This window comes from Lacticaseibacillus pantheris DSM 15945 = JCM 12539 = NBRC 106106 (assembly GCF_001311175.1).
Taxonomy (GTDB): Bacteria; Bacillota; Bacilli; order Lactobacillales; family Lactobacillaceae; genus Lacticaseibacillus; species Lacticaseibacillus pantheris.
Genome location: NZ_BBAI01000001.1, coordinates 153,784 through 177,893 on the forward strand (window position 1 = coordinate 153,784; position 24,110 = coordinate 177,893).

Consider the following 24,110-nt stretch of genomic DNA (forward strand, 5'->3'; position numbering starts at 1 on the left):
GGGTATTATTGTTAACAAATTTTTTTTAAAGGAGATATGTCTGATGGATGTTGTAATTGGATCCGACAAAGCTGGTTTTGAACTCAAAGAGAAGGTTAAGCAGTACTTGCAGGACCGGGACTACCACGTAATCGACGTGACCGAGGAACCTGCCGCCGACTTTGTTGACTCCTCCCTGGCTGTTACCAAGCAGGTACTGGAAAACGGCGTGAAGAAGGCCATTATGTTTGACGAATATGGGGTTGGTAGTGCCATGGCCAGCAACAAAGTTAAGGGCATGGTGACGGCTAACGTCAACGAAGAACGTACTGGTCACATGACGGCGATGCACAATGGTGCCAAAGCAATTGCGTTGGGCTCCGGCATTGTGGGCGAGAAGCTTGCGTACACGATTATCCAGCGTTACCTGGATACGGAATACGCTGGTGGACGTCACCAGGTTCGCCTGGACATGCTAGAAAAGATGATTTAGTTCATCGTTCTGATGATTTAATTCAGATTATTTTAGGAGGAATACTCAATGTTAGAGAAAGATATGCCGGCACCAGAATTTGCAGACGCTAAGAACAACAAGCACAAGGTTATTGCACTCGGGAACGACCACATTGTTACGGACCTGAAGCAGCTGATTTCCGACCACTTGAAGGATGAAGGCTACCAGGTAATCGACGAAGGGACTTACGACCACACGCGGACTCACTACCCAATTTATGGTAAGCGGGTTGCCGAAGATGTTGCCGATGGCCGTGCTGATCTTGGTATTGTCCTTTGTGGTACGGGGATCGGTATCAGTACCGCCGCCGACAAGAACGAAGGCATCCGTGCCGCGATGGTTGGCGATATTACGCAGGCCGTTTACGCAAAGGAACAGTTGAACGCCAATGTCTTGGGCTTTGGTGGGATTGTTTTGGGTCGTGACTTTGTCTTTGACATCGTTGACTACTACCTGAACGCAGAGTACAAGCCATCAGACGAAAACAAGGCTTTGATTGCCAAAATTGACGGCATTGCTACGCCTAACCCTGACCAGAAGGACAACCCACACTTCTTTGACGAAGAAAACGAGAAGTGGTCCGAGGGCGTCTACCACGACTAATATCGTGGAGCGGACTATCCGTAGCGCATCACCCGTGCGCGTGGGGTAGCCTAACATAGCAACTAGTCTTAACAAGTCAAACTCCTTGGAACTAAACCAAACCAAAATTGCGCCACCCCGGATTTTTCTGGGGTGGCGCGATTTTTGGTTTAGGTTTGCTTGTACGAGCTCTATCCTACTTGCTAAATACCGCCAGCCGGGCATTAGTCGCCTTCTGCTTGCTGACCAATTGGCCTTGCACAATGTGCCGGTCTTCTTCACCCGCGAGTGAAGAAGCACAAGTGACTAGGGTAATGAGCTTCTTGCCCTTGACGTCGTCAATATACTGCACCTGGGTCTTGTACACCGTCTTACTGAGCGTGACCTTGTAGGTGTAGACGTACTGTTTATCGGTAATATAAATCTTGTCACCCAACTTAATCTTCGTTAGGGGTGAAAAGAGTATCGATTTGTTCGCCATGTGGTGGCCGGCCAGGGCGTAGTTGCCCTTGCCCATCTGTTGGTCGGACTTCATGGTGGCAGCACCGACCGCCAGATTCTCGTTGCTTAGCCCCGCTAAAATGGGGAGATCGATTTTAACGCTGGGGATGGATAGGAGGCCAATGGGATTGAGGTTCTTGTCCGTGGCCGCTTTGGTGACCGTGCTGATGTCCAGCGCGTTGACCTGCTTAAAGTCGTAGTTGGCGTGCTTACGCTTGTTTCTTTGAATGTCCGTGCTCGAAAGCTTCTGCGCCGAACCGTATTGGTTTTGCGACAGTAAGTTAATCGTGAAGACCTTGATCTGCTGGTTGAACGTCAGCGCTAGGCCCACCACTAACAACAATGTGATTACAATTCGCCAAAGCCAAACGTGTTTGCGCCCAGGACGCTGTTGCTTTGCCATCTTCGTACCCTCCACGAGCGCAGTCAATCATGTGCTCTTACTTTTTGTTAGTTGATAACATCATTATAACAACTAGTAATAAGAATAACAATATCGGCGATGGTGGGCAATGCGCCACCGCGATTTTCGCGTATAAAATAAAAATCAAAAAAAATTGCAATAAGTGCTTGACCTGAAACGCGTTCGACAAATTACACTATGTTTGCAAGGTTGAAAGGGGTTGCAACCACCGCGGGGTTGCGCACCACACCTGCAGGGATAACTGAAATGAAACGGAGCGTCACCATGTGTATGGGTTGCCATGACGGCATCCAGAGCGGGGTGAGCTCAACTACGAGGAGGAAATTGTGATGCTGACACTATTGAAGAAGAAGAACGTTGTTGCGAACATTGAACTCGATGAAAACAGTGAATTAGAGGCCCTGAAGGTCATTGCAAACCGCGCGGCGACCAAGTTAGACGTTGCCGAACAGGAACTGAAGAGTGGTTTCTTTGCTAGCGGGGCGCAGGACGCCATTATCATTGGCGATGAAGCGTGATTCTGCATGCAACTTCAAGTGCAATTGCCCATCCCGAGGCGGTCATTATGAGCTTTGCTGCACCGGTGCTGTGGGGTGACGATAACAGTCGCGTGGACATTGCGGTGGCCATTGTATTACCAGTGGACGCGGATGACGAGTACCAAAACATGTTGAATAACGCACGGGTGGCAATCAGTGACCATATTGAGGAGCTAGATTCCTTGAAGGGCAGTAATGCCGGTCTCAAGACCCTTTGGAAAGAGATTAACCGTTAATGCCTACCCAGGCAAGGATAGTGAACGTTGGTAGCAACCGGATAATTAATGTGCGTCGTGAATGACGCCCGCTCACATAACATGCGTAGCGGGGAGCTCCAGGGTGGGTCGCCTCCCAGCCTTGGTTCCCCGATGCGCATGTTATACTGTACTATGAAAACGGTTGAACGCGGTGGCAAAGCAATCTAGGAGGGTGGGGCCGTAATGACAACAATTCGTGATGTAGCTCGGATTAGTGGCTACTCGGTTTCCACCGTCTCACGGGTGTTGAACCACAAGAACTATGTTTCAGATGAGGTGCGGAAGAACATCCAGAAGGTGATTGCGGAGCTCGATTACGTGCCGAATGACGTGGCACGGGATTTGAGCCGTGGTCGGACGATGAACATTGGGGTGGTCGTACCCAATATTGACCACCCGTACTACACCGACATCGTGCGGGGTATTATGGCAGCCGCCTTTGCAGCGGGGTACAACGTGCTGATGCTACCGTCGAAGTACGATGCCGTGGTGGAGCACGGCTATTTGGATCAGCTTCGCCGGCACGCATTTGATGGCCTCATTTTTACGTCGCACACCATGCCAGTTGCGGACATGGTGCCATACAAACAATACGGTGAGGTGGTAGTTTGCCACGATCCCGGTCAGATTGATATTAGTGCGGCGTTTACGGAACGTGGCCCGTCGTACCGCGCGGCGTTCCGTTGGGTTCAACGGCGTCATTACCGACGGGTGGGGCTAGTATTACCACGAGATATCGATATTAGTGCGACCAGTAGTGCTACGATTACCGCGTACAAAGATGTGTTTGGCGTTGAGCCCGAGCCCAGCCTTATTCGGACAGGAGTGATGTCTTACGATGACGGGTACGCCGCTGCGGAATACTACGGCACCAATAATTTAGCGCCGGACTTCATCTTTGCTAACGGGGATGATATTGCAGCTGGGGTTTTACAGTATTATCGTGATGGTCACCTGACACCACCAACAGTCATGGGCCAAGAAAACCAACTGTCAGGCCAATTGCTGGGCATCCCCACGATTGACCACCACTTTCGTGACGTGGGTGCGGCGGCGTTACGCTTAGCTATTGGCGCGGCCGAGGGGCAGTTCCCGGTACATTCGGACTTTATTCCACGGTGATTGCTTCATGTGGAACATTACGTGCGGTGAAAGGATGCCGGAGCTAATCGTTCCGAGAAAAAAATTTAATACGAAAAAGGACGACATTATCCTGCCATGTCTCACCGTTGATAGTTGATCTACCGACGTTGAGGCGAGAGGATATTGTCGTCCTTTATTGATGCTTAAACGTTATTGTTCGGTCTTTACGTCTTCACTATATTGTGGCCGCTTAATGAACAAAGCGATGATGAAGCCAGCCACAGTCAGCGCCACCGTGAAGTACGCGCCGTAGTGGACACCGTTCGTAAATGCAGCGGCAGAGCTGTGGCCGCTGTACGCTGCTTGGCCGATACCGAGCAGGCTGGTGGCGACGGCCGTAGCAATTGCACCGATAATCTGCTGCATGGTGTTCATGATGGTGCTACCATCGGCGGACAGCGCACCAGTTAGCGAGTTCAACGCGTAGGTCTGTGATGGTGACATCGCGAGCGGGGCGCCAATCATGATGATAACGTGGGCCGCGATTACGTACGCGATGGAACTCGTCGTGCTGGCAGTAGCAACATCATAGCACCGACAAAGGCGATGATGAAACCGATGCGCGCCGGCCCCTTTGCACCTAACCGGTCATAGAGTCGACCAGCCAGCGCGGAAACGAGGGCGTTCATCACACCACCCGGTAACATGATAATCCCGGTTAGCGCAACGACGAGGCCCAAACCATTCTGGATGTACATTGGTAGCAAGTACATTGCGGACAGGATGATACCAAAGTCAATCATGACCAGCAATGCGCCAGTAGTGAAGGCCGGAATCTTGAACGCGCGCAGGTTCAGCACCGGTGTTTCCAGGTGCAGCTGACGGTATGCGTACAGTCCAAGGACAATCAGGCCGAGTAGGAGGGCGACAATCACGATGGGTGATCCCCAACCCTGTGCACTGGCGGAGCTAACGCCAAAGACGATTGCGGAAAAACCAACGACGGATTCTGCCATCGACAGGAAATCGGCTTTAGGCTTGGTGATGTTACCCACGTTTTTGAGGCTGGTAAAGGCAAAAATCAGACCCACTGCGAGAACCGGGACAAAGATCCAGAAAATCCACTGCCACGATAACTTGGCCAGAATGATCCCGGTCAGGGTTGGTCCGATGGCCGGAGCAAACATGATGACCAGTGCGTTAGTCCCCATTGCGGTGCCCAGTTTGTGGGGCGGGAAGATGGACATTGCCACCGTGAACATGAGCGGCAGGATAATACCCGTGCCGATACCCTGAATCATCCGACCCACTAATAGTACGGGGAAGGTGCTGGCGGTGGCCGCAACTACGGCACCGACAATGAAGTCGGCCAGACCAAAGATGATCAATTGACGGGTGGTAAACCACTTGGTCAGAAAACTAGAAAACGGTAAAACAATACCGATAACCAACATGTAGCCAGTCACGAGCCACTGAACGGTAGCAGTGCTGACGCCTAAACTCTTCATTAGGCTGGGTAGGGCGATGTTCAGGGATGTTTCACTGAACATACCGATAAATGCGCCGACCCACATGCTGATCATTGCCAGCATTGGGTGGCGGACATCAACCCGTGCTTTATCCAGGTTGATGGGGGTGCTTGATACTTGTTCCATTGGTAGTGCTCCTCCTCTGACGCATAAAAAAATAGCGGTCCGGTAACGACCAGGCTGCTAGTCTATACGCTTGATCAAAAACAGCGACACTGATTACCAATAGACGCGCGGGGCGCATAAGTATCCCGAATGAATTGCTGGTGCCGTCCCCTGTGAGCCCGGACCGTTATCGAAACGGACAATCCGGACTTGACGACACCCACGCAATTGGTGATGGTGCGTTTCAACAATTGGTTATATTAACAGAAAAAAAAGTTTTTGTGTAAGTGTTTTTTTGCAAATAGGCACCAAGTAAACTGGATTTATGTAATCACGATTCGTTCATTCCGGGTCGTGCAACGATTAGCAAGCAGTCTAAAAATGAAAGTAACTAGTAAAAAGCCGCCCACAAATTGCGTTGCGGACGGCCAATGAATGCGAATTACTTATACGAATGGGTGGTAGACCAGTTCGATGATTTGTTTGTGTGTGGCAAAGTTGATGTGTTCGAGTCGCTGTGTGAGGATCTTATCGTATTCTGCAAGCACATCGCTGGGTAGCGGCGTTACCGCGTGGAGCTGGTTGATGAGCTCTTCAGGTGAGTGTGCATTATCCAAATCGCCAAAGATGGCCAATTTGCCCAAAACGTCTGCGAGCAGGGCGGACATGGTCGCGTCCGGCTTGCCGGTCGGGTCCGTGACCACGAGTTCGCGTTGACTGGCAGGCTGGTGATTCACCTGTAATAGTTTCAGTGCCTGAAAAACGTCCATAATGTTCCTCCCACGGCTATGTTAACACCATATTAGGCGAAAAAGGCCCTGCTGACAATCTTTCGTGATTGTGATTGTAGATGGTGCGCCATTACTGGTGAAAAAAAGATGGTAGTACGGCTTTTGGGAAAGGATTAGCCTCACCGAGTTGATATGCGGGTAATTATTTCCCGGGAAATAATCGACAAACACCCCGGGTGGACCTGCCCGGGGTGTTTGTCTACATTAATTTAATTATTAATAGGCGTTACGCGCGGTTCAAGTAGCGTTTCAGGAAGTCCTTAGTACTATCTTCCTGTGGGTTACCAAATAGCTGCTCGGGAGTTCCTTGTTCGCCGACCACACCATCGTGCATGAAGATGACGGTGTCCGACACGTCGCGGGCAAACTCCATTTCGTGCGTAACGACAATCATGGTCAATCCGGTGCGCGCCAAGTCGCGCATGGCGGCGAGGACATCGTCGACCATCTCGGGATCCAACGCGCTGGTAGGTTCGTCAAACAGCAGCATTTCGGGGTCCATGGCCACGGAGCGAGCAATTGCCACCCGCTGCTTTTGCCCGCCAGATAGTTGGGCTGGTTTGGCGTTAACAAACGGTGCCATGTTCATTTGCTGCAAGATTTCGAGACCGTGGCGCTTTGCGGACTCCTTATCACGCTTGAGGACGGTCACCTGGGGTACAACCACGTTGTCCAGTACGGAGAGGTTGTTGAACAGGTTGAAGTTTTGGAACACCATCCCACCTTGGTGCGGTACTGGATTAAATCAAAGTTGTCGGCCAGGATGTTTTGTCCGTGAAAAAGGATTTCGCCACTAGTCGGTGGCTCCAGTAGGTTGAGTCCACGCAGCAGGGTGGACTTACCGGAACCGGAACGACCGATAATTGATAGCACCTCGCCCTTGGTGACAGACAGGTTGATATCCTTGAGGACTTCGTGGTTCCCAAAGCGCTTTTGGAGGTTACGTACTTCGAGCATTGCTGGTTCCGTCATTATTCAGCATCCCCTTCCGTGTCTTTGATTTCAGGTGTTTCGACCTGCATCTGGTTGTTCATGACGTTATAGTCCTGGGGTCCATCGAGACGTTTTTCGATAATGCGGAACAGCCGGGAAATAGTGAACGTCATGATGAGGTAAATGCCACAGACGATCAGGTACGTGTGGAAGAACTGGAAGCTTTGTCCGGAAATAGTCTCGGCGGTGAAGAACAACTCGGACACACTGATAATGGACAGCACTGACGTGTCTTGATGTTCACGATGAACTCGTTAGTAACCGCCGGCAAACTGTTACGGATGGCCTGTGGCAGGATTACTTTGGTCATCGTTTGCCAGTGGGTAAAGCCGAGCGCGTGGGCAGCCTCGAACTGACCGTTGTCCACGGAAATGATACCCCCACGAATAATTTCGGAGATGTACGCCCCGGTGTTGATCGACACGATGACCAGCGCGGCAACGGTGCGGTCCATGTTCACACCGAATGCTTGCGCGGCACCGTAATACAGGACAGCGGCTTGCACAATCATTGGCGTGCCACGGAAGACCTCAATGTAGACGGCGAGCAGCCAGTTTACTACCGCGAGCAAACCACGCTGCGCACCTTTCTTGGCGCGGGGAATTGTTCGTACCACACCCACCAGCAGGCCAATGATGAAGCCAACTAGGGTACCAACCAAGGCAATGAGCAGCGTCATGCCGGTACCACGTAAGAGCATTGCCCCGTACTGCTTCAGGATATTGGTAAACCAGTTGCCGTTAGTCTTGGTGACGGGCTGGTTCTTAACGGCCTGCGTCATCATCTGGTCACGCGCCTTGCTGGAGATACCGGCCAGAACCCGGTTAATTTTGGCTTCGTACGGGTCATTTTTGCGTAACCCGATGGCTAAGTCCGTATCGCTGGGGTCAGTTTTGAAGCCCTGATTCTTAGCAAAGTGGACGTATGTCAGCTTCTTGTTGGCGTTCTCCGCTGTAATGCCTTCAGGGACTTCGGACACGTATCCATCAATGGTGCCGGATTCCAGCGCGACACGCATGGCTGGGAAGTCGTCCATGGCCGACTGCCGCTGAACGCCTTTAATCTGTTTAATGGCCGTGTAGTGTAGGTGGAAAGTTGCGCGGTTAACTTAGCGCCTTTGAAATCCGTTAACTTGGTTGCGTGCGCGTACTTGGAGTCCTTACGCACGACGATTGTTAATTTCGAGGCGTAATAGGTGTTAGTAAAGTCGATGGATTTCCGCCGTTCCGCAGTGGGAGACATCCCCGCGATGATTGCATCAATTTTGCCCGACGTTAACGATGGCAACAGTCCGTCCCACTTGGTTTTAACCACAATGGGTTTCTTGCCGAGTGCACGGGCAACCTTTTTACCCATCTGAACGTCATAACCGTTTGCCCAGAGCTTGGAACCCTGAATACGTACGGCGCCGTTCTTACTGGAATTTTGTGTCCAGTTAAATGGTGCGTATCCGGCCTCCATACCGATCTTAAAATACTGACTATCGCTAGCGGCACTAACGTCGTGGACGGGGGTGTTCAACCACATCCCGGCCAGAATTAGTACACTCACAATAGCAAGCCAAACTTTCTTCATTGGTGTTCTCCCTTCATCTTGTTACCACCAAAGTGTGGTAGACAGCGTCACGCACGGTGCGTAACTACATACCAGTGAGGGGAAACAGGGGTATGAAAAAGACCCATTGAATTGAAAAAAACAACTCAATGGGCCCGCCAATCTTACTATATATAGTAGCAAAACCAACAATCATAGCGCTCCTTGCCAGTAGCAAGACAGTCCGGCAACTTTCGTTAACCGGCCCAACGGCTCCCGTTACGGACGGGTAACCATTTCGGCGGGGTTGCTTTCAACTGGAGTCACCGTGTCCGCCACTCGTCCAGCTGTTGTCTTCCCCGCGACCTCTATTTCGTCGTGGTATTTATTCATGTTAGCTATAAAAATACCCGGAATTGAGTACCCTGTCAATACTTGGAACCGTAATACAGTATTATCCTGGGCATGGCTGGATTGATAATTGCAGTTTTAGACTATCCTAAAAATCAATGTACCCTATACGGGGCCTATTGTTGCCAGATACTCGCAATATTAAACAAAGTGAACAAAATGTGGAAAAAAACTTTTTCGCGTCTTTGGTTGGTACCAGTGGCGTTTCATGAAAAGTAAGTTGTTTTTGTCAAGAAAGGGCTTGCAAAACGGTCCCCATCTAGGCATACTTAACCATGTTAAGAAAACCCCTTACATTTCGAGTTTGGTAGCAATTCTACATTATTTAGGCAAACCTAAAATTATCGGGGCTTTCTAAATAAAAAAATATTTTGGGAGGCGAAACAATGGTCGGAATCATTCTAGCCAGCCACGGCGAATTCGCTGCAGGCATCAAGCAGTCTGGTGAAATGATCTTCGGTGAACAGGACAAAGTCGAAGTCGTTACGTTCAAGAACGGCGAAAGTCCTGACGATCTGAAGCAACATCTTCTGGATGCAACGACTAAGTTCGAGCCCGAAGATGACGTTTTGTTTCTGATTGATTTGTGGGGTGGCTCACCATTCAACCAGGCAAGCGGAATTTTCGAGGAACACAAGGACAAGTGGGCTATCGTTACTGGTCTGAACCTACCTATGCTGATTGAAGCATATGGTTCACGCTTGACGATGGACTCCGCTCACGAACTGGCCGCACATCTGGTATCTGCTGGACGCGATGGTGTTAAGGTTAAGCCAGAAGCCCTCGAACCAAAGCCAAAGGCCGCACCTGCTGCTAAGAAGCACGCAGCTGCGTTGCCTGAAGGTACGGTTGTTGGTGATGGCAAGATCAAGATTGTGCTCGCACGTGTTGACTCACGTCTGTTGCATGGTCAAGTTGCAACGAGTTGGACCAAGAGTACTGGCCCGAACCGTATTATCGTTGTTTCTGATGGTGTCGCAAACGACAAGTTACGTAAGACCATGATTACGGAGGCAGCGCCGCCTGGGGTTAAGGCAAACGTCATTCCAATTAAGAAGTTTATTGACGTTTATAACGATCCTCGATTCGGTAACACGAAGGCGTTGATTCTGTTTGAAAACCCTGAGGACGCTTTGACGGTCATTAATGCAGGTGTGGACATTCCATCCCTGAACATTGGCTCCATGGCGCACTCTGAGGGTAAGACGGTTATCAATAAGGTTCTCTCTGTAGACCAGAAGGATGTTGATGCATTCAAGGAACTGAAGAACAAGGGCGTTAAGTTCGATGTTCGTAAGGTTCCTGCCGACAGTCCTGAAAACCTTGATAACATGATCAAGAAAGCGGGATTTAATTATTAATAGGCGCGTCTTCGCGTCCGCAATTATATAAGGAGGACCACAATGTCATTTCTTTCTATTATTGGGATCCTAATTGTGTCATTCCTCGCTGGTATGGAAGGTGTCTTGGACCAATTCGAGTTCCATCAGCCAATCTTGGCTTGCTCGTTGATCGGTCTAGCATCTGGCCACCCAGCTGAAGGTCTGGCACTTGGTGGGTCTCTCCAACTGATTGCCTTGGGCTGGATGAACATTGGTGCCGCTGTTGCACCCGATGCCGCCCTGGCTTCCGTTGCCGCTGCAATCCTGGTATGTGTTAAGAACACCAGTGTTTCCAACGGTGTTGCCTTGGCCATTCCGCTGGCTGTTGCCGGTCTGGTTCTGACCATCTTGGTACGTACTGTTGCTACCTTCCTGGCTCATGGTGCCGATGCTGCTGGTAAGCGCGGTTCATTTGCCGGTGTGTACGCATACCACTTTATCGCTCTGTCCCTGCAGGGTCTGCGTATTGCTATCCCTGCAGCCCTGATCATGGCCGTACCTACTCACGTTGTGACTGATTTGCTGGCTGCTTTGCCAGACATCGTTACCAACGGTTTGAAGGTCGGTGGTGGTATGATCGTTGCCGTTGGGTACGCCATGGTTATCAACATGATGGCTACGCCAGCTCTGTGGCCTTGGTTCTTCCTTGGCTTCGCCCTGGCATCCCTGTCCGAAATTACCCTGATTGGTATGGGTATTATCGGTGTTGTTCTGGCCCTGCTCTTCCTGCAGGTTTCCCCAGAATTCAACAAGACGTCTGGCGGTTCCAGCTCTGACGATGGCGGCGATCCAATCGACGACATACTGAATGACTACTAGGAAGGGAGGAAAAAAATAATGGCTAATGAAATTAAGTTAACTAAAACAGACCGTTTCTGGGTCTTCTGGAACAGTCAATTCCTCCAGGCTTCCTGGAACTACGAACGTATGCAGAACGTTGGTTGGGCCTTTGCCCTCGCACCAGCGCTGAAGAAGCTGTACAAGAGCAAGGAAGACCGTGCCGCTGCTTTGAAGCGTCATCTGGAATTCTTTAACACTCACCCATACCTGGCAGCACCTATCCTCGGTGTTGAAATGTCTCTGGAAGAAAGTCGTGCTAACGGTGCTCCCGTTACCGACCAAACTATCCAGGGTGTTAAGGTTGGTATGATGGGCCCTCTGGCCGGTGTTGGTGACCCAGTGTTCTGGGCTACTGCTCGTCCAATCTTGGGTGCCTTCACGGCATCATTTGCCCTGTCCGGTAGCTGGCTTGGTCCTATTCTGTTCTTCGTTGTATGGCAGATTATCCGTATGGGCTTCCTGTGGTTCACGCAGGAAATGGGCTACCGTCAAGGTGAAGCGATCACCAACGACTTGTCTGGTGGTTTGCTACAGAAGATTACCGTTGGTGCTTCTGTCTTGGGTATGTTTATCATGGGTGTCCTGGTTCCTCGTTGGACGACCATGAACTTCCCAGCCGTTGTTTCTAACGTTAAGGTTGACAAGGATGCACAAGTTGACTTTACGCCACTTGTAAACGCTGCTAACCATGGTAACGTCACTGTTGGTAAGATTCGCGATGTGATTTCTTCCATCAATGGTGGGAACTCCGTAACGCCAACGAAGACCACCACTCTTGGTGATATCTTCGACCAGTTGACACCAGGTCTGATGCCTTTGCTGCTCACCCTGTTATGTGTATGGCTGCTGCGGAAGAAAGTTAGCCCAATCGTTATCATCCTGGCACTGTTCGTTGTTGGTATCCTGGCTTACTGGGCAGGTATCCTCGGCGCATAATGTCTCAACATTAAGTAACTGAACGGCAGAATCGGCTGATTGGCCGGTTCTGTTTTTCTTTGACCGGTGTTTGCTATAATTGATTGGACGACAAGATTGATCGGCGTTGATGAGGAGGAATAATCATGGTTGAAGTGGAAATATTAAACCATACCGCGGAGGGGACCTTTAAGGTTAATTCCATGGTGAGTGCTAGTGACCCCAAGCCGGGTTTTCTGATTTTGGGTGACGGTGGGCTCGAGTTCCGTGCCGATAGTGGCCGTGGCTTCATTATGATTCCGTGGGCGAACGTTAAGCGCGTTCGGGCACAGGTATACATGAAGACGCACGTCCGCGGCTTCTTTATTGACGTCGATGATGGCCGGAGTTTTAACTTTGTCGCGAGTCAGGCCGTGCCAGCCCTGCGCATCATGCGGGACCATCTGGGTAGCGATAAGCTAGTCAAGGCGGCGACACTCACCGGTACAATGGGTAAGCGCGCTCGGGGCTTGTGGCAAAACGTTACTAAACGGTTCAGCCGTAAATCAAGTAAGTAAATCAATTAGGGCCGCCTCTTTGCGGGCACGGAATTAACCGTGCTGCAACGGGGCGGCCCTTTTTGCTGATGTACTCTGTTTTTAGGCATTGATGAACGCCCGAATGAGGTGGTAGAAGGTGTCGGTGTCGTCGATGTATGACGTGTGCGTCGCGCGGGGTACTAACCGTAAGTGGGCATCAGGTATCCCGCTGGCTAGACGGCGTACCGCGCGGAGGTGGATGTCGTCCTGCGCACCCGCGAGCACCAAAGTGGGGGCCTCAACCGCAGCCAGTTCTCTCCGAGTAATGTGGGCCCCACATTTGGAGGCCGAGCTTCTTGCGGGGACGGCTAAGATAGTCAGCTGCTAACCGGAGCCGTTTCTGCAGGCGCAGGTCACGTGGCTGTGTATGCACACCAGCCAGCACGAGGCGGTGAATCAGCTGTGGTCGGTGTGCGGCGACTAACAATGCGCTGATACCACCGTCACCGACGCCAATGACGGTGGGGTTATTGAGGTGTAGGGTTTCAATGAACTGCTCCAGGTCGGTGGCCATTAGCTGGTAACTAATATAATCAGTGGTGCTACTTTGCCCGTGATCGCGTGTGTCCACCGCGTAGACCGTGAACCGCTGGGCGAGTTGCGGTATTAATTGGGCAAAGCTGGTGTGGCTCGCGCCGTTACCGTGTAACAGGATGAGTGGCCGGCCGCTACCGTGCTGGGTGTAGTACAGGGTGGTGTGATTGACCGTAATGTACATATTGAAGTCTCCTCGCCAATTTATTTCCCGGGAAATATTATGTGTAGACCGTGCCCATGGGTGTCTTTTTGCGACTCACCGGGGTTACCGGTATAATAGTAACAGAATAGCACCAAATGGAGGGCCGATTATGGCTAAGAAAATACTCGTTGTTGATGACGAAAAACCGATTTCAGATATCGTAAAGTTCAATTTGAACAAAGAGGGCTTCGACGTCGTCACCGCGTTTGACGGTGAGGCGGCCCTGCAACAGTTTGCTGATGAGCAGCCGGACTTAATTCTCCTCGACCTGATGTTGCCGAAAATTGACGGTCTGGAAGTGGCCCGGCGTATTCGCAAGGACAGTGACGTGCCGATTATCATGTTGACCGCTAAGGATAGCGAAATTGATAAGGTTCTGGGGCTGGAGCTGGGCGCTGACGATTACGTCACTAAGCCATTCTCCAACCGTGAACTGGTAGCCCGGGTTAAGGCCAACTTACGGCGGCAGGACTCGACGCCGGCACCGACAGAACAAGAAGAGGCCAACAAGGATATTGAAGTTGGTGATCTGGTCATTAAACCGGAGGCGTACACGGTTAACAAGCGCGGCGATAACATCGAACTCACGCACCGAGAGTTTGAGCTACTGCACTACCTAGCACGTCATCAGGGTCAGGTAATGACCCGTGAGCACCTCCTGCAAACGGTTTGGGGTTACGACTACTTTGGTGATGTCCGGACGGTGGACGTCACCGTGCGTCGTCTGCGTGAGAAGATTGAGGATACGCCTAGCCACCCCGAATGGTTGATGACCCGTCGCGGTGTCGGTTACTATCTGCGGAGTCCGGAATCTGATCAGGGGTAAACATCCACCATGAATAAGAAGATCCGGTTTTTTTCATTCAATTCACTTCAAAATTGCGCTCGTGTTCATCCTCGTGGTCGTCGTGACCGTCGAGGTGATCGGGGCGTATTTTGTCAAACAGCTAGAACAACAAAACATTGATAATTTTAAGTCCCAAATCACGATTGAAACCTACGTCGAGGATAAGGTGATCAACGCCCTGGAGGAGAGCAACACGACCAAGGCTGACCGCCAAATTCATAATGCCCTCAATGAGTCGAGCATCATTAATTCTGCGGACATTCAGGTCGTGGATGCCAAAGGGGTTTTGCGCGGGGACAGCAACGTCAACTCGCAAACCGAAATTGGGCAAAAGAATGGCTCCACTCAGGTGAAGAATACCCTCTACACGGGCCAGAACTACGAGGGCTTCACCAACACGGGTGGATCTTCGTACTACGTGAAAATTACGCCATTGAAGAGTAGTAACTCCACCGGCGATGACAATAGTGTGATTGGTGCCATTTACATTCGCGCTAACATGAATTCGGTGTACGACAACATCAGTTCGATTACCCGCATCTTCTTCATTGCCAGTATGGTGGCCGTGCTGCTCGGTATCTTTATCGCCATCGTGATTAGCCGGGCCATCACGCGCCCCATTGATGCCATGAAGCGTCAAGCTAGCCGCATGGCGCAAGGGGATTACTCCGGCCAGGTACGGGTTTATAGTCAGGATGAGTTGGGTCAACTCGCCATTGCCGTCAACGACCTTTCTGTACGTGTGGAGGAGGCACAGGAGGCCAGCGAAGCCGAGCGGCGGCGGCTGGACAGCGTGCTAGCTCACATGACCGACGGAGTGATTGCGACGGACCGGCGGGGTAACGTGATTATCATCAACGAAACGGCCCTGGATTTCCTCAACATTAAGAATGAGGATGCCATTGGTATGTCCATTCTGCGGATGCTGAAGATTAACAAGGAGTACACGTTACGGGATCTGTTGGACAGCCAGACGGAACTGTTACTGACCATGGAAACTGAGGATCACCAAGAAATGATTCTGCGGGCCGACTTTTCCATGATTCAGCGTGAGACTGGCTTTATTAGTGGTTTGGTTGTTGTGCTGCATGACGTTACGGAACAGCAGAAGAACGACCGTGAGCGCCGTCAATTCGTGTCCAACGTTAGCCACGAGCTGCGGACGCCGTTAACGTCAGTACGGAGCTACATTGAGGCCCTTAATGATGGCGCTTGGCAGGATCCGGAGCTGGCGCCCAAGTTCCTCAAGGTGACCCAGGACGAAACCGACCGGATGATCCGGATGATTAACGACCTGCTGGCCCTGTCGCGACTGGATATGGGTACGAGCAAAATTGACATGGAAACCATCAACCTCAACGAGTTCTTTAACTACATCCTGAACCGCTTTGACATGATGCTCCAGACCGACAATGAGCACGCTGGTGAATCACGCCACGGCTTTGTGGACGACCAGGAGCAGCCCCACAAGCAGTACACCATCAACCGCGAAATCACGAAGCGCAGCCTGTGGGTTGACGTGGACCAGGATAAGTTCATGCAGGTGGTTGATAACATCATGAACAACGCCATTAAGTATTCGCCCGATGGGGGGACCATTACCGCCCGGTTGGTAGAAACGAACAACCATGTTATTTTGTCCGTGAGTGACCAGGGGCTGGGGATTCCGGCCAAGGACATCAACCACGTCTTTGAACGGTTCTACCGGGTCGATAAGGCCCGCTCCCGTAAGCAGGGAGGGACCGGCCTGGGACTCGCAATCAGTAAGGAAGTTATTGAGGCGATGGGCGGCCGTATCTGGGTGGACTCCGAGGAAGGCAAAGGTAGTACCTTCTACATTTCCTTGCCTTACGAAGCGATAGCCGACGAGGGGGATGATTGGGATGAAGCTTAGAAGCTTAATACTACGACTGTTATTAATCATGTTGGTCGGCATTAGCCTCGCGCTAACCTGGTTCATCTGGTATAACCCGTCAAACTTTGCCCGGCAACAGAATAATGACGTGACGGTTGAAAAGACCACGCGCACCACCAACCAGGAGATTAAGCGCGACACCTTCCTGCCCACGGGCGTGTTGTGGCAGGGTGCGCAGCAAAAGTATCAGCTCGGTTCGACGGGCACGGGGATGGCCGCACGGGCGCGCAAGGCGGTCGCTAAGTGGCGCGTGGCCAAAGTTGGTGCGCAAAAGCAGTTGTCGGTGGCTGAGTACGACCGCTTGTTGACGGAGCCACAATCACTGCAGCTAACCTATCAGGGTACAGTATCGTGGACCTTGATGCGCAAACTGTTCTTTGGGGATAATAGCAAAGCCGATGCCAGCTACTCCTTTGACCGGATTGTTTTTGACACCGAGAACCAACGGACTTACCTGGTGAACGATTACCACGAAACGTCCCGGCGGCTGGTCATCAAGCAACCAAATTACGGTGCAATTGCGGACCTGCTGGGCGCAGCCACAACTAAGTACAAAGTTACTGAGCAACGCTTTGATCACCACGAGGTGGCATTACTGGACCAAAGCATCACGGTGCAGCCACAAACCTACCTGATTGATAAGCAGAGCGCGACGCATTACATCTCTTTGCTGATGACGGATAATACGTCGACCAGCGCCGTGGATACCAAGCAAATCGGGAACCAGACGGTCTACACCGTCAATAGTAATCAGCGCTTGGCGGTGGATAAAAATGATAGCTTGATGCAGTATGAGGACTTTGCGGCGTCAGCTCCGGCACAAACGTATAGCGGCGTGCTTAGTTCGGCGTTTAACGCGCTGTCGAGCCTCAGCTTTGCCAGCACTCAGGGAATCCGTTACTTTAGCTACAGCACGCAGGACAGCGCGGTCACGTTCCGCACGTACGTCCGCGGGTTGCCGGTGTTCAACCAAACCTCGAACGGCACCGTGCGCGTTGTGCACACAACGAGTAGTAAGCGCATTGAATTTTCCGGCAGTAACCTTGAGGCGGCCATACCGACCTCACAAACCGCGGTTGAACTACCGGCGGCGAGTGAGGTGTTGGCAAAGTTGCAGAGCCTAGGCGCACAGCCCAGCGATATTGATGACCTGACGGTGGCCTACAAGTGGCAACGCGACACCAATAGCGGCCTGGTAGTGAACTTGATGCCGACCTACTACGTGAACGTCAACGGGACTTACGTTGACTACGCGGATTTGGTTGACGGCCGGGTCGACATTACGACGCTCATTAACACGGGCAATTAGGGGGGATACCAATGGACTTTCGACGCATTGAGTGGATTTTACTGATCGTCTTTCTGTGCATGGATATCTTCCTTGGGTGGAGTCTGGTGCAGAATCGCCAGGTGTTTATGTCCGCTAGTACGACGGGCGCGACGACCGAGACCTTGTCGGAGATGAAACGTGACCAGATTTCGCTGCCGCCGTTGGGTAAGACCAAGAGTAGCGGCTCATACCTAGCTGGGCACAGCGATAACACGGTCTTGCAAAGTAGCACCAGTAACACAGTTCGGACCAGCAATACGACCACAACGGTTAAGACGACGAACGGTGTGGAGCAGTTAACGGCCAAGCTCAAGACGCCATTAGCGTTGAGCCGTAAGGGCATTGCTAGCCAGGTGCGCAAGTTTGCTACCGACACCAACAACGTGTGGCGCGGTAATCAGTACGAATTTGAACCGAGCATGAGCGGGCGATCGACGTACGTGTTCTGTCAGAAAACGCGTTATGGCGTAATCGTGGATGGTCATGGTCGGCTGGAGGTTACGGTTCGTGACGATAAGGTTACCGGCTACACCCAAACGTACGCCACGAACGTCACGACCATGCACCGGTCGCAGAAGTTAATTAGTGCCCGCGAAGCCGTACTGACGCTTTATCGATCAAACGAAATTGTGAATAATTCGACGGTTACGTGGACCAAGCTGGGTTATACGGAGCTGCTGACAACCAAGGGCACCACCGTGTATATTCCCGCGTGGTACGTGGGCATATCGAGCAAGAACTCCAAGAACGTGACGGTGCGCAAAGTTAACGCCATGAGCAAAGCGGTGATTAAGGACCGCTAGGCTGGTACGGCATCAAATGGTTACACGTGGAACACTTTTGGGGAATTACCAGCTAAACACACGTCGGCATGGGTGCGCCGTGGTTTACCAATACCCAAAAGTGATAGAATGGCAACAATGACGGTCCGTTATATGGACCGTGCAACGGAGGTAATGACGGTGACGACATCAGACGCTGATTTTGGCATGCGTGTTTGCGTTCTGGCTAGTTCCAGTTCGGGTAACACTACTTACATTGAAACACCCCACCATAAGGTTCTGGTCGACGCCGGCTTTTCCGGGAAAAAGATTGCGGCGCTACTGGCCAGTATCGGTCGGGATCTCACTGACGTTGATAGTTTGTTCATAACGCACGAGCATACGGATCACGTGCAGGGGATGGGGGTGCTCGCGCGGCGCTACCCGCACTTGCGCATATACGCGAATGAGGGTACGTTTGCGGCTTTGCCTAAAAGCGTGGGTAAATTACCCTACGACCAACTATCCATCTTCAAACGGGGCACCACGCTGACCCTTGGCGATCTCGACGTCGAGAGTTTCGGCGTCTCCCACGACGCGGCGGAACCACAGTTTTATCAGTTCCACCACGACGATAGGGCGTTCACAATCCTGACCGATACGGGCTACGTTTCGGACCGGCTAGCGGGGACCATTCGTGACAGCGACGCTTACCTTATGGAGCTAACCACGACTTAACGATGTTACGCGACGGGCCGTACCCGTGGGGCCTCAAGCAGCGCATTATGGCTCAGAGGGGCACCTGTCCAACGCCGATGGTGCGGCAGCACTCATGGACGTGATTGGGCCGCGAACGAAGCGTATTTACTTGGGTCACCGTTCTGCACATAACAACACCAAGCCGTTGGCACACCAAACCGTGGCGGACATGTTATTGGCGGAGGGGTTACCCGTGGGGCACGATTTTAGCCTGTTAGACACGGAACGCGAAACCCCCGAGGCGTTATTTACGGTATAATTGAATTGGTGGCCAGATACCTAGCTAATGGGCATCTGGTCACTTTGCGTTATGTGACCAAAATTTACCGGTACCGTCATATTTTCATCATATATTTCCGGTATTATGAGAATATATAGAAAGTGATGACTACACGTGTGAAGGGGGTTAGGGTGGCACTGGCCACACTATAATATGGATAAGCAAAATAACGATACACAGACAGACACAAACACGAAGCCTAAGGGTAATGGTGTCGGTAAGACGGCAACCATCGCCGTTGTTGCCGCGCTGATTGGTGGTGGTGCAGGTGGTGGATTGGCTTACTACGGCTTTTCACGAATGTCCGCCGACAATATGGGCGTGACCAGTAAGTCGGGCGATGCTGGTACCACCGCGGTGACCAAGACTAAGTCGACGAGTAGTGCCAGTCAGTCCGCGTTCAAAAAAAGTTAAGGGCGCGGTGGTTTCGGTTATTAACCTGCAGAAGGCAAGCGCAAGCACGAACAGCGACGACGGCTGGGGTGCCCTCTTTGGTGATGAGTCCAGTTCCTCTAGCTCCAATAGCAGTAGTAGCGGCGAACTGACGGAGTACTCGGAAGGCTCCGGGGTTATTTACCAAAAGAAGGATGGCTACGCGTACATCGTGACCAACAACCACGTGGTTTCCGGTTCGGACAAACTTGAAGTCATTTTGAGTGACGGCACTAAGCTGACTGCCGACAAAGTGGGGACTGATTCCGTCACCGACTTGGCAGTACTCAAAATTAAGGGCAGCAAGGTCAAAACCGTCGCTAACTTTGGGAACTCCAACAGCATTAGTGCTGGTCAAACGGTACTAGCCGTCGGGTCGCCACTGGGGACGCAGTACGCAACTTCGGTTACCCAGGGGATAGTGTCCGCAAAGAAGCGGACGGTGGACGTAACGGATTCAAGTGGTAACACCACTAATGAGGCCACCGTTATTCAAACTGACGCGGCAATTAACAACGGTAACTCTGGTGGGCCGCTCATTAACTTGAACGGGCAGGTCATTGGTATTACCTCGATGAAGCTGTCGGGATCCTCTAGCAGTAGCAGCGACAGCGCCACGATTGAAGGGATGGGCTTTGCGATCCCGAGTGACGAAGTAGTTTCCATCATTAATCAGTTGGTGAAGAACGGCAAAGTTGTGCGGCCAGCCCTCGGTATTTCGGTCGTTAGCCTCTCCGATATTAGCTCGGATCAGCAAAGTGAGCTGTTGAACACACCAAGTTCGTTGAAGAGCGGGGTCGTTGTGGCCGGCTTTACCTCCAGCAGTATTGCTAAGGATGCGGGGTTAGCCAAATATGACGTGATTGTGGGCTTGGATGACACCAAGATCACTGACGTTGCTGATCTGCACACAGCCTTGTACAAACACAAGGTTGGGGATACGGTCAAGGTCACGTACTACCACGGCAGCACCAAAAAGACGGCGTCAATTAAATTAACCCAAACTGACGAATCGTTATCCACATCCAGCAGTTCCAGTAACTAAATTAAGCTATTTATGCGACCATTACGGCCCGAAAAGGACGTGTTGGTCGCTTTTTATGTACTTTTTAGCTAAAATCACGGCGAAAGTTCGTATTATTTTCGGGGGCAAACGTATGTTTTTGGGGACAAATGCAGCGCACTTCTGTGGATAACTCTGTGGATAGTGTTAATAAGTGGGTTCCTGGGGGTTTTGCACATTCCGGGAATTCCTGTGGATAAAAGTTTTACATTACCCCCGAATGGGTGTTTGGTGCCCGATATGACGGCATTTGTCCCCGCTTTCAGGGTGTTGACGAATGATTGATTTGTGTGGATAAAGTGGCCAAATCAAATTTACCCTTGCATTTTGCCACCGCAAAATATGGGGTGGGTCGGTATGAACGCGCCCAATATTTGGGTGCTAAGTTTTCCACCGTGTGCATAAGTCCTGGGGACAAGTTGTGTTTCGTGGTGCATTATTGGTGGATAGCACGGGGGTGGCCTGATTAGGCCCCTACTGAGTACTAATCACATGCAAATTGTCACGCATGGGGTATAACCGCAATGACCCGATGAGCTTCCTGAAAATGCGGGCGGCACGGTGTCATAATTTCCGCCAAATACCCATGTAGGTGTTGTCGTGGCGGCGAATAAAGCGCACAATGGTTAGCGGTAAGTCTCTGAAAGGATGTTTTCCTGCACATGACCGTTGTCAAAAACGTCGTCAAGGACCGGGTATTTCAGATTACGGCGATTTTGGCCGTATTGAGCCTGTTCCTCGCGCGCCCGCACTTGGCCGACATTAACTTTTCCACTTTGTGGTCATTACTGGGTATGATGACCATTATCCAAATATTTGAATATCTGCACGTTCTGGACTACTTAACGTACCGTCTCACCAGCCACGCGACCAATTCGCGGCAGTTGAGCTGGTTTTTTTGTGCTCCTGTCCTTTGTGGGGGCCATGTTTCTGACCAATGACATGGCGGTGTTAACTTGCATTCCGCTATATCTGCGCATTGCACGTAAGTACGACCTGCCGGAAATTATCCCGGTCACAGCGATTGCCATTGCCGCTAACTTTGGTAGTGCGCTCACACCGTTTGGGAACCCGCACAATATCTTTCTCATGTCCAAGTTCCACATTAGTTTGGGACAGTTTGGGGCGTGGGTCTGGCCGCTGGTGATTGCGGACGTGATTTTTTTTGGCCTTGTTGAGTTCGCTGGTGCCTAAGCGTCCGGTGCCAACCGTCCCGATTGTCGATATTCGGATTAATCCCCGGCCAACCACGATTACTTGCATCGCCGCATTGTTGGTGTTTGTCGCCGTTTTTGGCGTTATTCCGCAGTGGGTGGCGGCACTGGTTGTCGTGGCCCTAGCAGCATGATGGATCACCGAATTCTGGGACAGGTGGATTACGCCATCATCTTCACCTTTGTGGGCTTCTTCGTGATTGTCAGCGACATTAGCCAGGTGCCGGTGGTTGTTAGCACGCTGAAGCACCTGGAAACCAGCCCGGTCTCGGTTTACCTGACTAGCATCGTGACGTCGCAGGTGATTAGTAACGTGCCGTCTACCGTCCTTGTGGCCCGGTTTAGTAACCAGGTGGCCGCGTTGTTCTACGGCACGAACATCGGGGGCCTGGGCACGCTGGTGGCGAGCCTGTGTAACCTGCTGGCATTTAAGCAGTATGGCCTGTACAGTAGGCGGTCAAAAACCCGCTTCCTGGTGTTCTTCACGTTCATCAACTTTGTCGCCCTCGCCGTCATGGGCGTGCTGGGCTGGTGGCTACTGGTCCGTTAACTGCGATAAACATATTTTTGGGGTCACTCCGCGGTTGCGGGTGGCCCCTTTTGGTATAATCGGGACGAGGTGAACAACGTGCATATTAAGGTCATTGGTGTTGGTAAAATTAAGGAAAAGTACTTCACGGCGGGCATTGCCGAGTACCAGAAGCGGCTAGGGGCGTTTGCCAAAGTCGACCTGTTACAGGTCCGCGACGAAAAGGCCCCCGAATCGTTGTCGGCGGCTGAAATGGAGCAGGTGAAGGCGGCAGAGGGTACGCGTATCCTGGAAAAAAATTAAGGATAACGACTGGGTGATTGCGCTCGCGATTGAGGGCAAACAGCGCCCTAGCGAGGTCTTCGCCAAAGAAATTGAAGATTTGGGTACGTATGGGCACCCCGATATCACCTTTGTCATTGGCGGTTCGCTCGGGTTAAGTCCCGCGGTGATGCAGCGGGCCAACGATACTTTGAGCTTTGGCAAGCTGACGTTGCCGCACCAGCTCATGCGCCTGGTATTAATGGAGCAGATTTACCGGGCATTTATGATTAGCGCGGGGCGGCCGTACCATAAGTGACGGGGCAGCGGTGATTGGCAAAGAGTACGTGCTTTCGGACGACTTAATGCAGTCTGTCGGTATTGATTGAACTATTTGGTTGTGATTTTTGTCCATAATGTCTGTAGATGGTTAAGGAGGCAACAGTAATGCAGGTTAAACTAAGCGATGTCATTGATGCTCTTTCGATTACTGACGATGAGGTACAGTATTTTTACAATGTCAGTTCAGGCGAAATTGAAGGCAATTTTGATGATGATGATGAAGACGACGATGAAGTCAATGAAATCGGCGAATACATCGCATTACCGCCCAGTTACAAGATTGACGACTACTAAATCATGCAAAATTTTATCCTGAGTCTGGCAGACGGACAACAACGTGATCAGTTGTGGGATGGGATCCATGGTCGTGGCGCCTTCCGAACTTTTCGTGTGCTTGCTGATAACTTTGGGTTAACAGATAAGTGGTATGAGTACCAAGCTGATGCTTATCGTGAAATCGCCGAAGAATGGTGCCGTGATCATGATATTGAGTTCACCTGATACGTTGACTTAATGGTGAGTGAGGTTATTTCCCGGGAAATAATTAACGAAAACCATTAAGTGGAAAAATAATAGTGTAGGCCGACATTTAGGCCTACAATTGGAATTTAGGGTCGTTTCTCCATGATAGATAATTCTACAATTCAAGGCGATGGCCGTAGCATAGTTTGATACGTATCTG

General features: G+C 51.3%; 20 protein-coding genes, 7 pseudogenes and 1 riboswitch. Of the genes and pseudogenes, 19 read left to right on the top strand and 8 right to left on the bottom strand.

The features are described 5' to 3' along the window. Window positions 1-43 precede the first annotated feature (43 nt). Window positions 44-472, top strand: a complete 429-nt coding sequence (gene lacA / locus JCM12539_RS00740) for a galactose-6-phosphate isomerase subunit LacA (protein ID WP_054648474.1) — start codon at window positions 44-46, stop codon at window positions 470-472. 63 nt (window positions 473-535) lie between these two features. Next, window positions 536-1,096 carry a galactose-6-phosphate isomerase subunit LacB gene (lacB, locus tag JCM12539_RS00745; protein ID WP_420835964.1) on the top strand — a complete coding sequence of 187 codons (561 nt, stop codon included), beginning with the start codon at window positions 536-538 and terminating at the stop codon, window positions 1,094-1,096. Between the two features lie 175 nt (window positions 1,097-1,271). On the opposite strand, the gene JCM12539_RS00750 is transcribed toward lacB, so the two are convergent. Continuing rightward, entirely contained in the window at window positions 1,272-1,979 is a 708-nt protein-coding gene (locus tag JCM12539_RS00750; protein ID WP_054648478.1) for a class A sortase, read from the bottom strand. Between the two features lie 350 nt (window positions 1,980-2,329). Between JCM12539_RS00750 and JCM12539_RS00755 the strand changes: the two genes are divergently transcribed. The 3 genes from JCM12539_RS00755 (at window position 2,330) to JCM12539_RS00765 (ending at window position 3,918) form a co-directional block, all read left to right on the top strand. After that, window positions 2,330-2,518, top strand: coding sequence for a hypothetical protein (locus JCM12539_RS00755; protein WP_054648480.1), 189 nt, complete (start codon window positions 2,330-2,332; stop codon window positions 2,516-2,518). After that, window positions 2,515-2,775, top strand: a complete 261-nt coding sequence (locus tag JCM12539_RS00760) for a PTS sugar transporter subunit IIA (protein WP_054648482.1) — start codon at window positions 2,515-2,517, stop codon at window positions 2,773-2,775. The genes JCM12539_RS00755 and JCM12539_RS00760 overlap by 4 nt, the downstream gene beginning before the upstream one ends. Window positions 2,776-2,979: 204 nt before the next feature. Next, on the top strand, window positions 2,980-3,918 hold the full coding sequence (locus JCM12539_RS00765; RefSeq protein ID WP_054648484.1) for a LacI family DNA-binding transcriptional regulator: 939 nt from the start codon (window positions 2,980-2,982) through the stop codon (window positions 3,916-3,918). 171 nt (window positions 3,919-4,089) lie between these two features. On the opposite strand, the pseudogene JCM12539_RS00770 reads toward JCM12539_RS00765, so the two are convergent. The 5 genes and pseudogenes from JCM12539_RS00770 to JCM12539_RS12455 all read right to left on the bottom strand — a co-directional run bounded on the left by JCM12539_RS00770 (window position 4,090) and on the right by JCM12539_RS12455 (window position 8,872). Then, window positions 4,090-5,534: pseudogene (locus JCM12539_RS00770) on the bottom strand (DHA2 family efflux MFS transporter permease subunit). 425 nt (window positions 5,535-5,959) lie between these two features. After that, window positions 5,960-6,283, bottom strand: coding sequence for a hypothetical protein (locus JCM12539_RS00775; RefSeq protein WP_225350144.1), 324 nt, complete (start codon window positions 6,281-6,283; stop codon window positions 5,960-5,962). Window positions 6,284-6,530: 247 nt separating this feature from the next. Next, the gene (locus JCM12539_RS15430) at window positions 6,531-6,806 is read right to left on the bottom strand and encodes an ATP-binding cassette domain-containing protein (protein ID WP_439645102.1); all 276 of its coding nucleotides are present in this window, start codon (window positions 6,804-6,806) and stop codon (window positions 6,531-6,533) included. Window positions 6,807-6,827: 21 nt separating this feature from the next. Continuing rightward, window positions 6,828-7,276: pseudogene (locus JCM12539_RS14950) on the bottom strand (ATP-binding cassette domain-containing protein); the annotation flags it as partial. Next, a pseudogene (locus JCM12539_RS12455) lies at window positions 7,276-8,872 on the bottom strand (ABC transporter permease subunit). The pseudogenes JCM12539_RS14950 and JCM12539_RS12455, both read right to left, overlap by 1 nt. Before the next feature lie 166 nt (window positions 8,873-9,038). Next, window positions 9,039-9,209, bottom strand: a riboswitch (Lysine riboswitch). Window positions 9,210-9,627: 418 nt separating this feature from the next. Here JCM12539_RS12455 and JCM12539_RS00795 point away from each other — a divergent pair. From JCM12539_RS00795 to JCM12539_RS00810, 4 genes are all read left to right on the top strand, one after another. Next, window positions 9,628-10,602, top strand: coding sequence for a mannose/fructose/sorbose PTS transporter subunit IIB (locus JCM12539_RS00795; RefSeq protein WP_054648488.1), 975 nt, complete (start codon window positions 9,628-9,630; stop codon window positions 10,600-10,602). A 42-nt stretch (window positions 10,603-10,644) separates the two neighbouring features. Next, window positions 10,645-11,442, top strand: a complete 798-nt coding sequence (locus JCM12539_RS00800; RefSeq protein ID WP_054648490.1) for a PTS mannose/fructose/sorbose transporter subunit IIC — start codon at window positions 10,645-10,647, stop codon at window positions 11,440-11,442. Window positions 11,443-11,460: 18 nt separating this feature from the next. Further along, window positions 11,461-12,399 carry a PTS system mannose/fructose/sorbose family transporter subunit IID gene (locus JCM12539_RS00805; protein ID WP_054648492.1) on the top strand — a complete coding sequence of 313 codons (939 nt, stop codon included), beginning with the start codon at window positions 11,461-11,463 and terminating at the stop codon, window positions 12,397-12,399. A gap of 125 nt (window positions 12,400-12,524) precedes the next feature. Beyond that, window positions 12,525-12,935: a DUF956 family protein gene (locus tag JCM12539_RS00810; protein WP_054648494.1), complete on the top strand. Its 411-nt coding sequence runs from the start codon at window positions 12,525-12,527 to the stop codon at window positions 12,933-12,935. 81 nt (window positions 12,936-13,016) lie between these two features. Here JCM12539_RS00810 and JCM12539_RS12975 read toward each other — a convergent pair whose 3' ends face one another. Together JCM12539_RS12975 and JCM12539_RS00815 are read right to left on the bottom strand one after the other, a co-directional pair. After that, a complete protein-coding gene (locus JCM12539_RS12975; protein WP_156301958.1) occupies window positions 13,017-13,184 on the bottom strand; it encodes an alpha/beta fold hydrolase in 168 nt (55 codons plus the stop codon). 10 nt (window positions 13,185-13,194) lie between these two features. Continuing rightward, window positions 13,195-13,674, bottom strand: coding sequence for an alpha/beta fold hydrolase (locus JCM12539_RS00815; protein WP_082405255.1), 480 nt, complete (start codon window positions 13,672-13,674; stop codon window positions 13,195-13,197). A 130-nt stretch (window positions 13,675-13,804) separates the two neighbouring features. Here JCM12539_RS00815 and yycF point away from each other — a divergent pair, with 130 nt between their 5' ends. The 10 genes and pseudogenes from yycF (at window position 13,805) to JCM12539_RS00865 (ending at window position 23,929) form a co-directional block, all read left to right on the top strand. Continuing rightward, window positions 13,805-14,521, top strand: coding sequence for a response regulator YycF (gene yycF / locus JCM12539_RS00820; RefSeq protein ID WP_054648496.1), 717 nt, complete (start codon window positions 13,805-13,807; stop codon window positions 14,519-14,521). Window positions 14,522-14,534: 13 nt separating this feature from the next. Further along, window positions 14,535-16,436 carry a cell wall metabolism sensor histidine kinase WalK gene (gene walK, locus JCM12539_RS00825; RefSeq protein ID WP_156301959.1) on the top strand — a complete coding sequence of 634 codons (1,902 nt, stop codon included), beginning with the start codon at window positions 14,535-14,537 and terminating at the stop codon, window positions 16,434-16,436. Beyond that, entirely contained in the window at window positions 16,426-17,766 is a 1,341-nt protein-coding gene (gene yycH, locus JCM12539_RS00830) for a two-component system activity regulator YycH (RefSeq protein ID WP_054648498.1), read from the top strand. Before walK ends, yycH begins: the two co-directional genes overlap by 11 nt. A gap of 11 nt (window positions 17,767-17,777) precedes the next feature. After that, entirely contained in the window at window positions 17,778-18,590 is an 813-nt protein-coding gene (locus JCM12539_RS00835; RefSeq protein WP_054648500.1) for a two-component system regulatory protein YycI, read from the top strand. 153 nt (window positions 18,591-18,743) lie between these two features. After that, window positions 18,744-19,566: pseudogene (locus tag JCM12539_RS00840) on the top strand (MBL fold metallo-hydrolase). Window positions 19,567-19,740: 174 nt separating this feature from the next. Continuing rightward, window positions 19,741-21,064 (top strand): annotated as a pseudogene (locus JCM12539_RS00845) (S1C family serine protease). Between the two features lie 680 nt (window positions 21,065-21,744). Beyond that, window positions 21,745-22,846, top strand: a pseudogene (locus JCM12539_RS14955) (SLC13 family permease). A gap of 78 nt (window positions 22,847-22,924) precedes the next feature. Next, window positions 22,925-23,405 (top strand): annotated as a pseudogene (rlmH, locus tag JCM12539_RS00855) (23S rRNA (pseudouridine(1915)-N(3))-methyltransferase RlmH). A 128-nt stretch (window positions 23,406-23,533) separates the two neighbouring features. Further along, window positions 23,534-23,722, top strand: a complete 189-nt coding sequence (locus JCM12539_RS00860) for a hypothetical protein (RefSeq protein WP_054648502.1) — start codon at window positions 23,534-23,536, stop codon at window positions 23,720-23,722. A gap of 3 nt (window positions 23,723-23,725) precedes the next feature. Then, entirely contained in the window at window positions 23,726-23,929 is a 204-nt protein-coding gene (locus tag JCM12539_RS00865; protein WP_054648504.1) for a UPF0158 family protein, read from the top strand. The last annotated feature ends 181 nt before the right edge of the window (window positions 23,930-24,110 follow it).

What these genes read in the sequence shown, in the direction of transcription:
- lacA (WP_054648474.1), top strand. Translation starts at nt 44, where the DNA reads ATGGATGTTGTAATTGGATCCGACAAAGCTGGTTTTGAACTCAAAGAG.
- lacB (WP_420835964.1), top strand. Translation starts at nt 536, where the DNA reads ATGCCGGCACCAGAATTTGCAGACGCTAAGAACAACAAGCACAAGGTT.
- JCM12539_RS00750 (WP_054648478.1), bottom strand. Translation starts at nt 1,979, where the DNA reads ATGGCAAAGCAACAGCGTCCTGGGCGCAAACACGTTTGGCTTTGGCGA.
- JCM12539_RS00755 (WP_054648480.1), top strand. Translation starts at nt 2,330, where the DNA reads ATGCTGACACTATTGAAGAAGAAGAACGTTGTTGCGAACATTGAACTC.
- JCM12539_RS00765 (WP_054648484.1), top strand. Translation starts at nt 2,980, where the DNA reads ATGACAACAATTCGTGATGTAGCTCGGATTAGTGGCTACTCGGTTTCC.
- JCM12539_RS00775 (WP_225350144.1), bottom strand. Translation starts at nt 6,283, where the DNA reads ATGGACGTTTTTCAGGCACTGAAACTATTACAGGTGAATCACCAGCCT.
- JCM12539_RS15430 (WP_439645102.1), bottom strand. Translation starts at nt 6,806, where the DNA reads ATGGACCCCGAAATGCTGCTGTTTGACGAACCTACCAGCGCGTTGGAT.
- JCM12539_RS00795 (WP_054648488.1), top strand. Translation starts at nt 9,628, where the DNA reads ATGGTCGGAATCATTCTAGCCAGCCACGGCGAATTCGCTGCAGGCATC.
- JCM12539_RS00800 (WP_054648490.1), top strand. Translation starts at nt 10,645, where the DNA reads ATGTCATTTCTTTCTATTATTGGGATCCTAATTGTGTCATTCCTCGCT.
- JCM12539_RS00805 (WP_054648492.1), top strand. Translation starts at nt 11,461, where the DNA reads ATGGCTAATGAAATTAAGTTAACTAAAACAGACCGTTTCTGGGTCTTC.
- JCM12539_RS00810 (WP_054648494.1), top strand. Translation starts at nt 12,525, where the DNA reads ATGGTTGAAGTGGAAATATTAAACCATACCGCGGAGGGGACCTTTAAG.
- JCM12539_RS00815 (WP_082405255.1), bottom strand. Translation starts at nt 13,674, where the DNA reads ATGTACATTACGGTCAATCACACCACCCTGTACTACACCCAGCACGGT.
- yycF (WP_054648496.1), top strand. Translation starts at nt 13,805, where the DNA reads ATGGCTAAGAAAATACTCGTTGTTGATGACGAAAAACCGATTTCAGAT.
- yycH (WP_054648498.1), top strand. Translation starts at nt 16,426, where the DNA reads ATGAAGCTTAGAAGCTTAATACTACGACTGTTATTAATCATGTTGGTC.
- JCM12539_RS00835 (WP_054648500.1), top strand. Translation starts at nt 17,778, where the DNA reads ATGGACTTTCGACGCATTGAGTGGATTTTACTGATCGTCTTTCTGTGC.
- JCM12539_RS00860 (WP_054648502.1), top strand. Translation starts at nt 23,534, where the DNA reads ATGCAGGTTAAACTAAGCGATGTCATTGATGCTCTTTCGATTACTGAC.
- JCM12539_RS00865 (WP_054648504.1), top strand. Translation starts at nt 23,726, where the DNA reads ATGCAAAATTTTATCCTGAGTCTGGCAGACGGACAACAACGTGATCAG.